This window comes from Methylobacterium sp. WL8 (genome assembly GCF_008040045.1).
Taxonomy (GTDB): Bacteria; Pseudomonadota; Alphaproteobacteria; order Rhizobiales; family Beijerinckiaceae; genus Methylobacterium; species Methylobacterium cerastii.
Genome location: NZ_VRVF01000093.1, coordinates 1 through 15,514 on the forward strand (window position 1 = coordinate 1; position 15,514 = coordinate 15,514).

A 15,514-nucleotide genomic window follows, 5' to 3' on the forward strand; every position below is an offset into this window, starting at 1 on the left:
GTGATGTGATTATCAAATATTATTATACATTGATCCGTGAATACACCACCCTAGCATCCACGCGATTGATTTGTTGTTTCAATGACACTATGCGGGCAAAACGCAAAAATCACAGAAATTTGCTCTTCCGGCTAGCATGCTCCGAGGTGCAAAAGTGGTGCAGATTTAGTCAGGTCATGCCGTGCTGCTGTGGCCGGACCAAAGCAAGTGGGTTAGATGATGGCGGTCCGGACATCGACTGGGCGGGAACTGCGCCGAGGACATCTCGGGTCATGCTCAGCTCTAGCGCTGCTGACAGGGCTAGCGATCGCTAGTCAGCCAAACTCTGCTGCGGCACAGTCCGCCTGTACGCTTACGAATGGTGCCCCCGGAGCCTTCAATGCTGTTGGTGCTTTCGCCTGCGGCCCAGGAGCAACTTCAATAGGTGCTTTTACGACAGCTGTTGGGGACAGCGCTTTAGCTTTGAGTCAATCAGGTACGGCTGTTGGTAATGGAGCAACAACTGGAAGCACCACTGTCGGACCTGCGGATTTCGGAACGGCTATAGGTACGGCCGCGCAAGCCGGTACTGGTGCAAACACCACACAAGCTACAGCTATTGGCTACGATTCGCAGGCTGGGACGGGCGATAATCAGAGCAATGCAACTGCAATTGGAGGCAGCTCGCGCTCCCTTGGAGCCAACGCCACGGCAGTTGGCCAAGGCGCAATCGTTGGTACAGGCGCTCAAAGTTCATCAGCTTTTGGTCAAGGCAGTATAGTCCGTGATTTCAGTGCGAACTCAACAGCCATAGGCCAGGGTGCTAATGCCGGAATTGCCGGCTTGATCGCACCGCCGGCAAACTTCGACGTTAACGCGACCGCTATCGGCGCTGGTGCCAGCGCCAGTGCTCAATTGGCAACGGCAGTGGGCCAAGGCGCGGTTTCTAGTGCAACGCATGCGACGGCGGTAGGTGGTAGCGCTCAAGCTACGACCTTTGACTCTTCAGCCTTTGGCTTCGGTGCCGTTGCAAGCAGTGTCAATGGTGGGGCAAGTGCGTTTGGTGCTAGTTCCCAGGCAACCGGAGGTAGTTCTACAGCAATTGGTAGATTTAGTAATGCGTCTAATAATCAAACCATTGCAATTGGTAACTCTAGTATTTCTTCGGGTGATAGTAGTGTTTCTATTGGAGCCCTTGGAATATCATCCGGAACTCGAAGCATAGCTATAGGAAATCTTAGCTATGCGTCAGGATTTGGTAGTGCAGCATACGGTAGTAATTCATCGTCTGGCGGCCTACCAGGCAATAATATTAACAACATAAATACTATTGCAATTGGGAGCGGAGCGCGGGCTGGTACGACGGCAGCGGGTCAGGACAACGCGATATCAATCGGTGTTGCCGCCCGTTCTGATGCTGCTAACGGGATTGCAATTGGTCAAAGCGCGCAAGTGACGGCAGCGGGAGCAGTCGCTCTCGGCCAAGGCTCAGTCGCCAGCCTTGCGAACACAGTCTCAGTCGGCGCTGTCGGTACAGAGCGGCGAATTGTCAACGTCGCCCCCGGCACGAGCGGTACAGACGTAGTCAACCTCAATCAGCTTCAAGCTGGCATCGCTAGCGTGCCGTTCGTGGCTAACAACGCGAACAATCGAGCAGCCCCCAGTGCTACCGGTGGAGATGCTGTAGCGGGCGGTTTTGGGGCAGTAGCCAACGGCGCGCTAGCTACCGCGATCGGCAACACAGCCAACGCTACAGGTGACCAGGCCACCGCCACCGGGGCCGCCAGCGTAGCCAACGGAGCTTTTGCGTCAGCTTACGGTTACGGCGCTAACGCCTCCGGCGGTCAGGCCACCGCAATCGGTCTCAATAGCATTGCCACCGGCGACAACGCCTCCGCCCTCGGACGAAGCGCAGCCGCTACCGGCGCCAACGCAACGGCGATCGGGTACAACAGCATCGCCAACGGTGCCAACGCTACGTCCACCGGTTTCGGAGCTAGCGCCGTCGGACTTGCGGCCTCCTCCTACGGGCAGAGCGCCAATGCCGCTGGTCAATCTGCAACAGCTATCGGCTTCCAAGCTAATGCCGCTGGCGATCAGGCTACAGCCACCGGCGCAACCAGCGTTGCCAACGGAGCTTTCGCTTCGTCTTATGGGTACGGTGCAAATGCCACCGGCGGTCAAGCAACTGCAGTTGGTCTCAGCAGTGCTGCTACTGGCGAAAACGCTTCTGCCTTTGGAAGAAACGCTAGAGCCTCTGGTGATAATTCAACGGCAACCGGCTACGCTAGCTTCGCCAACGGTGCACAAGCTACTGCAAATGGCTACAACGCAAACGCGACCGGGGCTGTCGCCTCCGCCTACGGCAATAGCTCCGTAGCCAACGGCCTCGGGGCATCTGCTTTCGGCAGTGGAGCGACAGCCACCGGCGAGAGCGCCTCCGCCTTCGGCCGTCGATCCATCGCCAACGGGGCCAATGCTTCTGCCTTCGGCCTCAGTGCTAACGCGGTCGGCGCCCAGGCGACGGCCCTGGGTGGGACGGCCAACGCGACGGGGCCCAACGCAACGGCTGTCGGGTTTGGCAGTGCCGCGACCAACGACACGGCGACTTCGATTGGTCAGGGTGCTCAAGCAACCGCTGCAGGTGCAGTCGCACTCGGTCAAGGCTCTATCGCCAACCAGGCAAACACTGTTTCCGTAGGGGCAGCGGGTACTGAGAGACGGATCGTCAACGTTGCGGCTGGCACAGCTGCAACGGACGCGGTCAACCTCGGTCAGTTGCAGGCCGCTGGTCAGCAGGGGGCTACCGGGATCAATAACCTCGGCACTACGACGGCAGCGGCCATCGGTGGGGGGGCTACCTACGATGCGGCAACCACCAGCATCGTTGGGACCAATTATCAGCTTAACGGGTCAGGCCAGACCTTTACCAACGTTGTGGCTGGCCAGCAGGCACTTGCCAATGGAGCAGCTGGTCCTATCCAGTATGCCACGCCAGGCACTCCCTCGAACGCCCTAAACCTCGTCGGTACCGGTGGGACGGTCACGCTCGGTAACGTCGCTGCGGGCGCTGTCGCTGCGGGCTCGACCCAGGCAGTGAATGGGGGGCAGCTTTTCACGACTAACCAGCAGATCACTGCCCTGCAGAACGGCTCCACCGGTCTTGTTCAGCAAGCAACGCCAACTTCGCCGATCGTAGTCGGTGCCGCCACCGGCGGGACGCTCGTGAACGTGGCCGGTACGGCAGGTAACCGCCAGATCACTGGCGTGGCAGCTGGCAACATTTCATCAGCGGCCTCGACTGATGCCGTGAATGGTAGCCAGCTTTTCGCGACTAACCAGAATGTCGCCATCAACACGGCCAACATCACAACAACAAACCAGCGCGCGGCTGCAGCTTTGGGCGGAGGAGCAGGCGTGGACGGTAACGGCCTGCTGACTGCTCCGAACTATACGGCACAAGGAGGGACGTTCAGCAGCGTCGGCGGTGCATTGGGTGCACTCGACACTGCGACCACGACAAATACTCGCAACACTGCTGGCAACAGCGCGGCCATCGGCGTGCTGCAGGGGCAGACCGCTACCAACACCGGCAACATCACCGCCCTCCAGACCGGACAGGCCGGCCCGTTCCGTGCCAACAATACAGACGGTTTAGCGGCTCCACAGGCCAGTGGTTCGAATGCCGTCGCTGGTGGGTTCGGCTCCGTTGCTTCGGGCGGCAGCACCACGGCGATCGGCACCGGCGCTCAGGCAACGCAGTTCGGCGCCACGGCCATCGGTGCAGGAGCCATTGCGACCGCTGATCCGACGACAGCGGTGGGCTTCAACGCGGCAGCGACGGGCAACGAGGCATCGGCGTTTGGCGCCTTTGCCACGGCCTCCGGTGCCAACAGCACGGCGCTCGGCCGTTCGGCTACAGCCGTCGGCAACAACGCGACGGCGGTCGGGTTCGGCTCCAGTGCCAACGGGGCTGGATCGGTCGCGATCGGTGTCGGCGCATCGGCGCAGCAGGCCAACAGCGTGGCGGTGGGCACTGGCGTGGCAACGACGCGCGCTAATCAGGTAGCGATCGGGACAGGCGGTCAGACCTACACGCTGGCCGGCGTGACCTCGGCTCAGAGCTTATCAGCGCAGGCTGGCGGGACCGGGTTCGTGACTACGGACGCAGCCGGCAATCTCGCTGCCTCCGGTATCGGACCCAGCAGCATCACGGCGTTGGATGGGCGGGTCGGAAACCTTGAGGCAGGGCTGAGCAACTTGGGCCGCTATGCCTATCAAAGCCGGATTGAGTCGCGTCGCGGGATCGCTGCTGTAGCAGCTACGGCCCCGGTCCTGATGCCATCAGCGCCCGGCAGGACCACGATGAGCTTCAAGGCGTCGAGCTACCGCGGCGAGTATGGCGGCGGGTTTACGGTCGCCCATCGCCTCGACACCGCATTGCCTGTCGTGGTGTTCGGAAGCTACTCCAACGGAAGCGGTCGCGAGCACGTGGTGTCCGGCGGTGGTGGCTTCGAGTTCTAGTATGAAAAATCGCTCCGGCGCTGGCCCGAAATTGGCCGGCGCAGTCTCCCTGGCCGCCTTCATCATTGCTGCCAGCACGGCGCCGGTAGGTGCTCAACCGAGGCCATCGATACAGACTCAGCAGCAGGCTGCCCCCCAGCCCGCGCAGATCGACCGGAACGGGGTGCTCATCCTGATCCGGTCGACCTTGCTCGCGCTTCATGAGGCGAACGAGACCGGCAACTACACGGTGCTACGCGACCTCTCGGCGCCTGGGTTCCGAGACGCCAACACCGCAGCCCGCATCGGAGAGATTTTTGCCAGCCAGCGGACGCAGAAGCTCGACCTCTCTGGCGTTGCCGTGCTTGATCCGCAGCTGACGCTTCTGCCTCAGATCGAGGCCAACGGGCTGCTGCACATGGCGGGCTTCTTCCCCTCCGTGCCGAGCCAGGTGAACTTCGAACTGCTTTATGCCCCAGTCGATGGTAGGTGGCGGCTGTTCGGGATCTCGGTCAACGTAGGTTCGTCCACGCCAACGGCCCCCTCCCCGCCGCAACCGCCCCCTGCTGCGCAGGTGAGTCAGCAGAAGCAGGTAGAACCGCCGAAGGGGAAGCCGGCAGCAGCCACGCGCGCCACGAAGCCATCTGCTGGTGAGGCTGCTCCAGCAGGACCCTGATCGGCTTGGCGTCTCGGCCGGCGGCGGTCGCCTGTTGCACTTCACCCGGCGCTGGTTGGCCTGCCATGCCGAGATTGCCGCGCTGCTCGGCGAGCCGGAGCGGAGCGACGTGGCTGAGGCTCGGGCGATCCTGTCGGGGCGTTCGCCGGGCGGCCACACCATCGCAGCTCGCCCGGCTTGCACACGCGACCGCAGCGCGGTTGGAAGAGACGGCTTGATAGCACGATAGCTAAACGTCAACATGTCGAGCCGTCAATAGGCCAAGACATCGAGACGGGTCTACGTCTTGTGACCATGCCGTCTCAGGACATCGCGGATCGCATCCTCGGCGAGGGCCTGGGCGGTGGTGTCTTGATCCAGGGCGATCTGTCGAAGCGCCTTGCGCTCGGCCGGCGTCATGCGAACGATGATCTGCACGCGTCCGTCCGAGCCCTTCGCCGCCTTAGTGGGGTCGGGCGCGGTCTGGGCAGCCTTCTCCGTCTCCGGCGGTGCGACCTTGCGGGCAAGGCGGTCAGATAAGCTTGTGAGCGGCTGGCGTTCGCTGGTCATAGGCCCTGCCCTTTCATGGTCTCTTGAACCTCGTGCCATAGCGCCAGCATTTCTTCTGCGGCGCGCCCATTCGGTTCGAACTCGTTGACCGTCTGTCCGCCGATGACGGCGTGAGACATCGCCACCCGCTGCGAGACGACGGATCGGGCCACGGTCGCCCCCATGCGGGTCAACGTCTCACGCGCCTCGGCGACGATCGCGGGCTCGGTGGCTCCGGTCCGCGGCGGCGCGTGGTTGATGATGGCGAGCGGCACCTTGCCAACGCGCCGGGCTAGATCGAGCGTTGCGGCCACGGCGGCAAGATCGAACGGGCCAGGCCGCGTCGGGACGATGACGAGATCGGCAACACGCATCGCGTCGGCGATTGAGTTCTCGGCGTGAGGCGGCGTGTCGATGATGCTGTAGGCCACGCCCTCGGCTTCGGCAGCCGGTAATATTTTGGCAAGCTCGCGGGCCTCGCACTCGACCATGGCGGGCGTGTCCCCCTGTCGTAGGTCCCACCACCATTTCAGCGACCGCTGCGGATCGGTGTCGAACAGAAGGACCGGCTTCCCCGGCCCAGCCGCGATGACGCTTAGGTGCGTCGCGAGCGTCGTCTTGCCGACGCCACCCTTTCGGGCCGCTATCGTGATGGTTCGCATTCTCGCCGTCCTGCCGCCTCGACGCCGAGACTGAAAGGCGTCTGCTTAACAGTCCGTCAAGCTGGATCGACGCCAGGACGCATCGACGGCTCGCGTTCACGCCACCTTGATCGCGAGTTTTTTTGCCGTCTTGGAATAAAGACGTTCTGACGTTTAGACAGCTTGCTATCAAGCCGTCATCGGTCTAAGTTCCGATAACAGATACTATCACGGCGTGCCTGACTTGCGCTGATGGTGACAATCCTCGGTGATCTCGCAGAGTTCGAGCGCGAGACGATCCGGGCGCGGACAGGAGAGGGGCTGACGGGATTGTGGTACCGAGGACGCAGATCTCGGAGGGGAGATCGGATCTGTGAGGCGTCCAGGTTCAGTTCATGCGCTTGCGGCGCTCTAGAACCTCCTCACGGGCTAGTCGGCGCCCCAACTCCATCAGCAGGGCGTCCGCGAACACCTTGAGGTGTGGGTCCTGCAGATCGACGATCGCCTGCTGCGCAGCGATGGCATGATCAGCTGCACGATCCAACGGCGTCCCTTCGGTCTGGCTATCAGCGTCTTCGAAAGTGCCCTCGCTCATCCGCATCTGCGTGATGTCGATGATGATGCCCGCACCGGTTTGCGGCCGGCCGTGATAATCCCCGGTGAAGCGACCGCGCGCTAACACCCAGCGCGTTCGGCCGTCGACTGAGATCACGCGATATTCGGTCAGAAAACCACTGCTCGCGCTGGCGCTGCTGCGGATCAACTCCAGCACCCGCCTCTGGTCATCGGGATGGATGCCATCGATGAAGCGCGAGAGAGGCAAGCCCTCCTCGGCCTCTTCCGGATCGACGTTGAAGAGCAGCGCCACCACGGCATCGACGCGAGCCCGATCGGAAGCGGCATCCCACTCCCATCGCCCGATCACATCCAGGGCGTCCAGGGCCGTCTGAAAAGCGCGAGGACAGGTCTGGCCGCTGGAAGTTTTGTTCTTCGGCATCGGAAAATCCCTCCTCAAGCCCGGAGGCATGTCCTTGTACCGGCTTGTCCGACGCAACCTCAAGGGATTTAAAAATGTTAAGTTACAACTGTGGCGTGCCTGCAATGCTTCAGGGGGGAGTAATTGTATTAGGAGTACCGTAAGAGGCACTCCGCGCGCCCACACGGAAAAGGCCATGGGATCGAAGATGCCGCCTCCCGGCAAACCGCCGGAGCCTGATCTAAGAGAGGGCGATGCCGTAGGCTCTCATCGTTCGGGGCACCTCGTTGCCAGAGCTACGTCGTTGCAGCGCATCGCCGACGCGCTGCAGGTCTCGCCAACCATTCTGTATCAACCGCAGAGTGCCATAGAGGCGGCCAAGCCCACGGGACAGACGGGGGACTATCGCGGTCAGGAGGGTGAGTGCGCGGCGCTCATCCACGCGTTCCTGCGCATCGCTGATCCTGAAGAACGCCGCCGGATCTTGGCTCTCGTACAGGCGTCGGCCGAGCGGGCCTGAGGTCAAAGTGCCCGCAGGCAGGTGGCCAGCGATAGTGGATCGTAGTGCGCCGCGCTGCTCGGAGAGCCAGAGCGGGGACGACGCTGCCGAGATAGCTCAGGGCTGAGCCAGCCTATGGCAGCGTCGCCAGTCGCCAGGGGCGAGGCTTCGGGGCGGTTCCGGTCGGCAATCTTAACGCACCGATCCCGTCGTCTCGATCTCAACATGCGAGACAACCGAGCCCGCCTTGGTAAGGGACGGCGTGGTGGTCAAATCAGAGACCGGGCGGACGTTCGCCGTCGCACGAGCCTGCTCGCGGTAGAGCGGCGGGGTGAGATTGGTCCGCTCATCTGCCATTGCTGCACCAGCGAAGGTGGTGAAGGCGAGAGCGCTAAGAGCAAACGCACGCATAGACATAGTCTTGATCCCTCAGGGGTTTTTCAGGGGGTTCGCCCTGCTTCGAGAGGGAATATGCATCGCACCGCAACATGCATCAAACAGATTGGATCGATAGCAGGTATCGATGCGATCAATGATGCGGGTGGCGCTTAAACCAGGATCAATTAGGTGCTCGCCGGGCGCCCCATCATCGAGGCGCACCCGGTTCGCACACCCGACTGCAGCGCGGTCAGTACATCCTGAAACAAGGTATCGCGGCATCCCTGCAATCCAGTGTGCCGCTTTCACGTATCTGCGCTGGACAGCAAAGCCTTAACCGCGGAAAGCGAGGATGCCGCCGATCCGCACGCCCGCGACGCAGGGAACCCTCGATGCATGTGATCCTGATTGCAACGCAGAAAGGCGGCAGCGGGAAAAGCACCTTGGCCGCGCACTTCGGGGCACTCGCCGAGCGGGACGGCCGAACGCTCTTGATCGATGCCGACCCGCAGGGCTCGCTTTCGTTCTGGTATAAGCGCCGTGCGGCTGAGACGCCCTTGCTCGCCAAAGCCGACGGCACATCGATCGCCTCGACCCTCGAAGCCGCAGAGGCCGACGGCTGCGCTTGGGCGGTAATAGACAGCCCGCCGCACAACGCCGCCCTTACGGCCTCAATGATGTCCCGGGCGACCGTGACGGTGATCCCGGTTCGACCCGGCCCGTTCGACCTCGACGCGGTGGCCGCGACCCTCGCCATGGCCCGGAGCCTCAAGGCGCCGATCGCCTGCATCATTAATGCGGCGCCTCCCATCACGCGAGGCGAGACAGAGACCGCAATCGTTGCCGAAGCCCGCGCCGTCCTCGTCGGCATGGGCGCCCCCGTGCTGCCGGGCCAGATCTCCCAACGCGCGAGCCTGTCGCACGCCCTCATCACCGGGCAGAGCGTGAACGAATACGATCCCGACAGCCGGGCAGCCGCTGAGATTGGCGCCATGTGGTCGGCCGTCTCCGGGCTCGCCCACACCTTTCCCCGCAAGCCGTAGAGCCGGCACCGCGGCAAGCCGCTTCCCCTTCAAGCCTGCATCCCGTCAAAGAGGGTTTCCCGATGGCTCCCCCCAAGCGTCCGTCCCTTGCCGGCCTAGTCGAGCCGAAAGCCTCCGCCCCCGAGCCGCAGGCTTCAACGTCGACGTTGACGGCCGACGAGCGCGACCCGGCTCCCGTCGCCACCACGCCCGGCGACCTCAAGACGATGCAGGTTCGGGTGAACCGTGCCGGCTGGCTCGAAATGTCCCGGTTGGCCCAGGACCGAGACGTGCCGCTCGAAGCCCTGATGGTCGAAGCATTCAACGACGTGCTGACAAAGCACCGCAAGCCGCCCGTGGTCGAACGGCGCCAGCCGGTCAAGCGCTAAGGGTTGGGTTGCAGGAGTGGCACGGTTTGCCACTTCACCAAAGCGACCGCAGCCTTCGCCAGGTTGGCGCCTCCTCGGATGCAGATGCCATCTTGGCGCCTGCATCGGACGCAGCGGCCAGCTTTGCGCTCGCATCGTTCCGCTCCTCGCCCACTTGGCGAAAACCTCAACCCATGGTTCGCGGGAGTGCGGCGAACCGCTTTGCAGGGATGCAGGTATCGCGGGATCAAGGCTTGCGGGCGGCGCTGCATTCCGTCAAGTTCGGTGAACGCAAGACAAGAGACATTATCTTGCGTTGGGGGGCTTCCATGGATGTCGTTGTGACGCCGACCGGCTCGAAGGGCACTTCATGGAGCCTGACGGATCGGCTGAGCCGGCAGCTCGGCACGATCGAACAGGATGCCGAGGAACTGTTCCAGATCACTCCCGAAGATCGCGGCGCCTTGAACACCGTCCCTTGCACGCACCCGACGCTCGACACGGCGATGACGGCCATCGCGAAACATATGCAGGGTGCGTGCACGCTCGACAGCCAGGATTGGGACTGACGGCGGTGACCACGCTCCCTGCGATCATCGAGCCCGACATGCAGCAAGTGCCGGCACTGCCGCCAACGCAGGCCGACGACGACGGGCAGATGATCCGGCTGTGGCTGGCCCGGTCCGCGAGCCCGAATACGCGGCGCAACTATGAGCGCGAGGCGCGGCGCTTCCTGGCGCATGTCGGCAAGCCTCTCGGGTCGGTGCGGATCGGTGACCTACAGGATTATGTCGCCAGCCGGCCAGGCTCGTCGGCAACCGTCGCGCTCGCTGCCTCGGCGCTCAAGAGCTTGTTCACGTTCGCCCAAGAGGTCGGGTTCCTGCGCTTCAACATCGGCGCGGCCGTGAATGTGCCGCCGATCAAGAACACCCTTGCCGAGCGCATCATGCCGGAGGCCGACGCGCTACTGATGATCCGGCAGGAACCAGACCTGCGGAACCGCGTGCTGCTGACGGTCCTCTACGGCGGGGGGCTGCGGATCTCGGAAGTGTGCGGCCTTCGCTGGCGCGACCTCGCGGTTCGCGACGAGGCCGGGCAGGCGACGATATTCGGCAAGGGCGGCAAGACGCGGGTGGTGCTGCTGTCGGCCGCGACGTGGAAGGTGCTGACGGCCCTGCGAGGCGAGTCCGGGCCGGATGTCCCGGTATTCCTCTCGCGGAAGGGCGGGGCGCTCGATCCGAGCGCAGTGCATCGCGTCGTTAAAGCGGCCGTTGCTCGGGCTGGGTTGTCGGCGGAGATCTCGGCGCACTGGCTCCGGCACGCTCACGCCTCGCATAGCTTGGACCGCGGGGCGCCGATCCACCTCGTTCAAGCAACCTTGGGGCACGCCTCGGTGGCGACGACAGGGCGCTACCTGCATGCACGCCCTTCGGAAAGCTCGGCTCGGTTCCTTGGGGTCTAATCGCGGGCACGGCACATTGAGCCGGCGGAACGCCTTCAAGGGACACTCGGGCAGCGGCTTCTTATAAGCATCAGCACAAACGAAAACGGCCGGGGTTTCCCCCGGCCGCTCTCTGATCGTTGAAGCTATATCGCTTAGCGGAGGAGCTGCAGGACGCCCTGCTGGGCCTGGTTGGCCAGCGACAGCGCCGAGATCGTCAGCGAGTTGCGGGTCGAGAGGGCCTGGGAGTTGGCAGCCTCCTCGTTCAGATCGGCGCTGGTGAGGTTCGACGAGCCGGTCTGCAGGACGTTGATGATGCTCTTGTTGAAGTTCTGACGGTTCTGCACCACCGAGAGGTTGGAGCCGAAGGTAGAAGCCTGAGCCCGCAGCGCGGAGGAGGCGGTGGACAGCGAGGCGATCACGTTGTTAGTCGCCGAGTTGTCCTCGAACTCGTTCGCGCCGTTCTGCCCGAGCTTCGACAGGCCGAGGCCCGAAGCGTCGAACTGCACACCCTGAAGGTTTAGGGTCGAGCTGCCCTTCTCGTTAAAGGTCAGCTTCAGGGTGTCGCCGTTGAGCAAGTTGACCCCGTTGAAGGACGAGTCCTGAGCCGTCGTCTTGATATTGTCGAGGATCGAGTTGAACTGGCTCAGCAGCGAGGAGCGGGTGTTCTGCGAGTTCACGTCGGCGACCGGTGCGGCGGCCGTCGAGAACAGGCTGGCCGCCGTGCCGCCGATCGCACCACCGTCGACGGAGCCGCCGATGGTCGACGACGCGTGGTCGTTGGTGGTCTGGATCGTCAGCTTGCCGCTGGCATCGATCGTCGCCGACAGGTTGTTGGCGCCGAGCTTGGTGTTGAGCTGATCTAGCGTCTTGACGGTGCCGTTCGTGCCATCGCCGAAGGTTACGCTGGCCGCGGTGCCGCCGTTGAGGGACGCGAAGGTCAGGGTCTTGCCGGAAAACCCGCCCGGCAGAGCGCCACGCGACGCGGAGAAGCTGGTGTCCGTCCCCGTGCTGCCGTTCAGCCCGAGGCTCGACAGAGCGTTGCCGGTCCCGGTGATGCTGAGGTCGGCGGTGGTTCCGGTGCTGAGCTTGAGGGCGCCGCCCACGACGCTCGAGTTCGTTGTGCCGGTGGTGGTCGACAGGTTCGCGCCCGAGGTGGTGAGCGCTGCGGTCTGCACGCCGGTGGCGAGATCGATGGCCGTGGCGACGTCGGCTAGGGTGCTGCCCTGAAGGTAGACCGTCGAGTTGCCGTTGCCGTCCGTCTCGAGGTGGCTGGTGCTCACCACACCCTGATGCGAGGCGCTAGCGCTCGGGACCGGGGCGTTCTTGAAGGTGATGGTCTTGCCGTTCACGTTGAGGGTCGAGGCGTCCTGGATGAGCGAGCTGGCGCTGGCCGAAGACACGGACCGCACCGCGGACAGGGAGGCCGTACCCGAACCCGTCGACGCGGACAGGCCGAGCGCGTTCAGGATGTCGGCCTTGCCGGAGACACTGAGGTCCGCACCGGTGCTGGACTTCAGCCCGATCGTGCCCGTAGTGCCAGTGGCGGTGATGGCCGAGGCAGTACCCGTAAGTGAGGCAACGCCAGCCGTTGAGCCCGTGACGGTCTGAACGCCGCTCGCAACATCGATCGCGCTCAACACGTCACCGACCGTGGTGGCTGTGTTCAGGTACACGGTCGAGTTGCCGCTACCATCAGTGACAGTGTTGGCGCCGGCGCCGGTCGAGGCGAGGGCTAAGTTGGTGCCGGTCAAGGTCGACGCGGCGGGCGTCGCCGCGGTCTTGAACGTCACGGTTTTGCCGTTAACGTTGAGCGTATCGCCATCAGTGAACTTAGTGTTCGCCGCAGTGGTCAGTGCCCCGGTCGAGCCGTAGAGCAGCGTGCTGGTTGAGATGGCCGCCGCGGTACCTGCGTTGTCGCTCTTCGCCGAGCCGGTGTAGGTGCCCGCCGTGCCGCCGAGGGTGGTCGAGCCGGACGCAGCGGTCGCGCCGCCAGCAGTGCCGTTGAACAGCACGTTGCCGACAGCCGAGGTGCTCGCGTAGGAGGTGGTGCCGCGCAGGTCTGCCGCGTTTGCGCCGGTGATCGTGGTCGAGACGTTCGACTTCGTGGAGTAGCCGATCGTGCTCTGAAGTGCCTGGTTGGCGACCGACTTCGCCGAGTCGACCAGCTTCTGGAGCGAGGTGAGGCCCGTGTTGGCGGCCTGGATCACCTGGACACCGTTCGAGATCGAGTCGAGCAGGTTCGAGAGGTCGCTTGAGCGGCTGTCGAGGCCCTGCGAGGTGAAGAACGAGGTCGGGTTGTCGAGGGCCGAGTTGACCTTCTTACCGGTCGACAGGCGGTTCTGGGTCGTTGCCAGCAGGTTCGCAGTGTCCTGAGCAACGAGGAGGTTTTGGCGGGTCGCGCCCGATAGAGTGATGCCTGACGACATAGTAGCTGATCCTTTGGATCTAAGAAGCCCTCTAATTTCGAAGGCGCATCACCAGAGGGCTTAAGCCCCTAATTTCATGTAAAATCGGCCTGCGAAATTTTAAGCGACCAAAACGAAATGACCTTATGGTTAATCGATCATTAACTCAGCTAATATACAGAAATATAGCGATAAAAATTTCCGAATAGGCGGCCAAATAGGCGAGAATGGGTCTACGCAATGGCATTAAAGCTAACGATCAAGCCTGGTGAAACAGTTTATATCAATGGCGCCGAGATTTGCAATGCAGGTTCCACTGTAAGCTTGGTTCTGAAAAATCATTGTCGTATCTTACGCGAAAGCGAGATGATCCGCGAGAGCGATGCCATCTCGCCTTGCTCCAAGATGGTCTTTGCGCTCCAGCAGATCGTGCTGAAAGAGAACCCATTCGAAGAGTTGAACGAACTCTCGGGATTGGCCGTCCAGATCTTGCAGACCATGCCAATCGTCGCTCCGCAAATTCTGGAGATCCAGCAGCTACTAAGCGAGAAGAGGACGCACGTCGCGTTCAAGAAGGGTAAGGCGCTGATGGCACTTGAGGCTGATGAGTTCCGCATAGCCAAAGCTGGATAACCGCTGCGGAGGTTTGGTCACAGCCAGAGCACATTTCGGGCACCCTACGTCACCATCCACGATCCCGATCCGGTCGGTGCGATAGCCGCTGCTCTTCGGCTTCGGCCTGGCCAGCTTTCTCTGAAGCCTGCCACAGTGAGGTTAGCGTTCCAGCGAATTTTGCATTTTTCGCAACCTCAGATAGTTTGTAAACCTATAGCCTGCTATATAGGGTGCAGATAGTAATCTAGTTGCGTGCTGTAGCCTCAATGATTGAGACTCCGGGTAGATTTCTTTTAGAGAACGGCATCGAAGCTCAATGCGTTGCCCGGATCTCACCAAGCTCAGTTTTCGAAATAATAAGACGCGGCGGAATGTTGCTGGTTCGACGTGGCATGAAGGCGACTTGCTACCTTGACTCAGTTGGGGTCGTGCCGGGGCTGATCAGTGAGGTGAGCCCCTCCGGTTTTACTATGCTTGTCGAAGCAAGTGGAGAGCGTCAGACCAGAATTGAGGATCGACTGGCGTGGCTACGTGCCCGTGCCGGTGATACAACCGATCAGCGTAGTGATCCTCGGATTGTGCCAGTTCAGAAGGCTGTCAACGTAAGGCTCCCGAACAGCCAGACCGTTGTCGCAGAGATCGTCGATCTTTCGATGTCTGGCGCAGCACTTGCGACGAGCGAACGCCCTGATCCTGGGTCAGCCGTCACTGTTGGGAAACGGTTCGCTACGGTTGTACGACAAACCGCGGACGGGATCGCCGTTCGGTTCAAACTCCCGTTCAGCCCAACCACTTTCAACGAACAGGTGGTGTTGTAATGGGGCAGCCGGTGACCGAACGGCGCAACCTGCCGCGCAAGCGGGTGCTGAAGGCGGCCAAAATCATCTTTTCTCACGGTGGATCGGTGATGGACTGTACGGTCCGGAACGTGTCGAACGCGGGTGCAAAGCTCACCCTACCATCGTCGGTTGGCGTACCGGAGACATTCACTCTGGTGATCGAAGCAGATGGCACCCAACACGCCTGCAAGCTCATCCGTCGAGAGAGCGAGGCAGTTGGGGTTCAGTTCGTCTCATCACTGACATAAGCCCCCCCCCCGAAGGCAAGCAGTCCTTCGGTAAAAACCTTCAGTTTAAATGCAAGCTGCCTCGTGGACTGGTAGTCAGACCGCTAAGATGCGCATCAAGCTGATCGCGGATCTCGCGGGCCATCGCTAGATCAAGCCTTAAACGTGCTGCAACAATCGGATCAGGCTGCACACTTCCATCCACAAGCACTGCCATTCGGTCTGTAAAAAGATTGAGAGCAACCGTCTGTCCATTTAAGACAATACTGACAGCGCCTGTAATGTGCCGGACAGGAACCTCATCCGGGTCAGGCGTAGCATCAGCTGGCATTTTATAGGTCCTTTCCTAATCAAATCATTATGGTTTGATTGGCCGCTTCAGTAATAAAGTGGCATAAATCATTGTTCTTATAC

16 protein-coding genes are annotated in these 15,514 nt (G+C 61.9%); 10 read left to right on the forward strand and 6 right to left on the reverse strand.

Going from position 1 to position 15,514, the window contains the following annotated elements; translation table 11 throughout:
* Positions 1-219 precede the first annotated feature (219 nt).
* Both FV234_RS26345 and FV234_RS22765 read left to right on the forward strand, forming a co-directional pair.
* Entirely contained in the window at positions 220-4,503 is a 4,284-nt protein-coding gene (locus FV234_RS26345) for a hypothetical protein (protein WP_281407968.1), read from the forward strand.
* 1 nt (position 4,504) lies between these two features.
* A complete protein-coding gene (locus tag FV234_RS22765) occupies positions 4,505-5,158 on the forward strand; it encodes a hypothetical protein (RefSeq protein ID WP_147831809.1) in 654 nt (217 codons plus the stop codon).
* A gap of 279 nt (positions 5,159-5,437) precedes the next feature.
* Here FV234_RS22765 and FV234_RS22770 read toward each other — a convergent pair whose 3' ends face one another.
* From FV234_RS22770 to FV234_RS22785, 3 genes are all read right to left on the reverse strand, one after another.
* On the reverse strand, positions 5,438-5,707 hold the full coding sequence (locus FV234_RS22770; RefSeq protein ID WP_147831811.1) for a ribbon-helix-helix domain-containing protein: 270 nt from the start codon (positions 5,705-5,707) through the stop codon (positions 5,438-5,440).
* Positions 5,704-6,348, reverse strand: a complete 645-nt coding sequence (locus FV234_RS22775; RefSeq protein WP_147831813.1) for a ParA family protein — start codon at positions 6,346-6,348, stop codon at positions 5,704-5,706. Before FV234_RS22775 ends, FV234_RS22770 begins: the two co-directional genes overlap by 4 nt.
* 367 nt (positions 6,349-6,715) lie before the next feature.
* The gene (locus FV234_RS22785; RefSeq protein ID WP_147814237.1) at positions 6,716-7,324 is read right to left on the reverse strand and encodes a PAS domain-containing protein; all 609 of its coding nucleotides are present in this window, start codon (positions 7,322-7,324) and stop codon (positions 6,716-6,718) included.
* 283 nt (positions 7,325-7,607) lie between these two features.
* On the opposite strand from FV234_RS22785, the gene FV234_RS22790 reads away from it, so the two are divergent.
* Positions 7,608-7,823 carry a hypothetical protein gene (locus FV234_RS22790; protein ID WP_147831815.1) on the forward strand — a complete coding sequence of 72 codons (216 nt, stop codon included), beginning with the start codon at positions 7,608-7,610 and terminating at the stop codon, positions 7,821-7,823.
* A gap of 171 nt (positions 7,824-7,994) precedes the next feature.
* Here FV234_RS22790 and FV234_RS26785 read toward each other — a convergent pair whose 3' ends face one another.
* Positions 7,995-8,219, reverse strand: coding sequence for a hypothetical protein (locus tag FV234_RS26785; RefSeq protein ID WP_147764842.1), 225 nt, complete (start codon positions 8,217-8,219; stop codon positions 7,995-7,997).
* A gap of 353 nt (positions 8,220-8,572) precedes the next feature.
* On the opposite strand from FV234_RS26785, the gene FV234_RS22800 reads away from it, so the two are divergent.
* From FV234_RS22800 to FV234_RS22815, 4 genes are all read left to right on the forward strand, one after another.
* Complete coding sequence (locus FV234_RS22800; RefSeq protein WP_147831817.1) at positions 8,573-9,223, forward strand: ParA family protein; 651 nt, start codon at positions 8,573-8,575, stop codon at positions 9,221-9,223.
* A gap of 146 nt (positions 9,224-9,369) precedes the next feature.
* The gene (locus FV234_RS22805) at positions 9,370-9,591 is read left to right on the forward strand and encodes a ribbon-helix-helix domain-containing protein (RefSeq protein ID WP_210250963.1); all 222 of its coding nucleotides are present in this window, start codon (positions 9,370-9,372) and stop codon (positions 9,589-9,591) included.
* Positions 9,592-9,683: 92 nt separating this feature from the next.
* Positions 9,684-10,139: a hypothetical protein gene (locus FV234_RS22810; protein ID WP_147831821.1), complete on the forward strand. Its 456-nt coding sequence runs from the start codon at positions 9,684-9,686 to the stop codon at positions 10,137-10,139.
* Positions 10,140-10,144: 5 nt separating this feature from the next.
* Positions 10,145-11,032, forward strand: coding sequence for a tyrosine-type recombinase/integrase (locus FV234_RS22815; protein WP_246686280.1), 888 nt, complete (start codon positions 10,145-10,147; stop codon positions 11,030-11,032).
* Between the two features lie 134 nt (positions 11,033-11,166).
* Here the strand turns inward: FV234_RS22815 and FV234_RS22820 are convergent, their stop codons facing one another.
* Positions 11,167-13,440 (reverse strand): DUF1522 domain-containing protein, encoded by a 2,274-nt coding sequence (locus tag FV234_RS22820; protein WP_147831823.1) that lies wholly within the window; start codon positions 13,438-13,440, stop codon positions 11,167-11,169.
* 219 nt (positions 13,441-13,659) lie between these two features.
* Here FV234_RS22820 and FV234_RS22825 point away from each other — a divergent pair, with 219 nt between their 5' ends.
* The 3 genes from FV234_RS22825 to FV234_RS22835 all read left to right on the forward strand — a co-directional run bounded on the left by FV234_RS22825 (position 13,660) and on the right by FV234_RS22835 (position 15,121).
* Positions 13,660-14,052 (forward strand): flagellar biosynthesis repressor FlbT, encoded by a 393-nt coding sequence (locus FV234_RS22825; RefSeq protein ID WP_147831825.1) that lies wholly within the window; start codon positions 13,660-13,662, stop codon positions 14,050-14,052.
* 452 nt (positions 14,053-14,504) lie between these two features.
* Positions 14,505-14,852 (forward strand): PilZ domain-containing protein, encoded by a 348-nt coding sequence (locus tag FV234_RS26790; RefSeq protein ID WP_246686282.1) that lies wholly within the window; start codon positions 14,505-14,507, stop codon positions 14,850-14,852.
* Positions 14,852-15,121 (forward strand): PilZ domain-containing protein, encoded by a 270-nt coding sequence (locus FV234_RS22835; protein WP_246686281.1) that lies wholly within the window; start codon positions 14,852-14,854, stop codon positions 15,119-15,121. The genes FV234_RS26790 and FV234_RS22835 overlap by 1 nt, the downstream gene beginning before the upstream one ends.
* Positions 15,122-15,161: 40 nt before the next feature.
* On the opposite strand, the gene FV234_RS22840 is transcribed toward FV234_RS22835, so the two are convergent.
* Positions 15,162-15,431 (reverse strand): hypothetical protein, encoded by a 270-nt coding sequence (locus FV234_RS22840; RefSeq protein ID WP_147831827.1) that lies wholly within the window; start codon positions 15,429-15,431, stop codon positions 15,162-15,164.
* Positions 15,432-15,514: the final 83 nt, after the last annotated feature.

What these genes read in the sequence shown, in the direction of transcription:
- FV234_RS22820 (WP_147831823.1), bottom strand. Translation starts at nt 13,440, where the DNA reads ATGTCGTCAGGCATCACTCTATCGGGCGCGACCCGCCAAAACCTCCTC.
- FV234_RS22785 (WP_147814237.1), bottom strand. Translation starts at nt 7,324, where the DNA reads ATGCCGAAGAACAAAACTTCCAGCGGCCAGACCTGTCCTCGCGCTTTT.
- FV234_RS22840 (WP_147831827.1), bottom strand. Translation starts at nt 15,431, where the DNA reads ATGCCAGCTGATGCTACGCCTGACCCGGATGAGGTTCCTGTCCGGCAC.
- FV234_RS22775 (WP_147831813.1), bottom strand. Translation starts at nt 6,348, where the DNA reads ATGCGAACCATCACGATAGCGGCCCGAAAGGGTGGCGTCGGCAAGACG.
- FV234_RS26790 (WP_246686282.1), top strand. Translation starts at nt 14,505, where the DNA reads ATGCTTGTCGAAGCAAGTGGAGAGCGTCAGACCAGAATTGAGGATCGA.
- FV234_RS26345 (WP_281407968.1), top strand. Translation starts at nt 220, where the DNA reads ATGGCGGTCCGGACATCGACTGGGCGGGAACTGCGCCGAGGACATCTC.
- FV234_RS22835 (WP_246686281.1), top strand. Translation starts at nt 14,852, where the DNA reads ATGGGGCAGCCGGTGACCGAACGGCGCAACCTGCCGCGCAAGCGGGTG.
- FV234_RS26785 (WP_147764842.1), bottom strand. Translation starts at nt 8,219, where the DNA reads ATGTCTATGCGTGCGTTTGCTCTTAGCGCTCTCGCCTTCACCACCTTC.
- FV234_RS22800 (WP_147831817.1), top strand. Translation starts at nt 8,573, where the DNA reads ATGCATGTGATCCTGATTGCAACGCAGAAAGGCGGCAGCGGGAAAAGC.
- FV234_RS22825 (WP_147831825.1), top strand. Translation starts at nt 13,660, where the DNA reads ATGGCATTAAAGCTAACGATCAAGCCTGGTGAAACAGTTTATATCAAT.
- FV234_RS22765 (WP_147831809.1), top strand. Translation starts at nt 4,505, where the DNA reads ATGAAAAATCGCTCCGGCGCTGGCCCGAAATTGGCCGGCGCAGTCTCC.
- FV234_RS22770 (WP_147831811.1), bottom strand. Translation starts at nt 5,707, where the DNA reads ATGACCAGCGAACGCCAGCCGCTCACAAGCTTATCTGACCGCCTTGCC.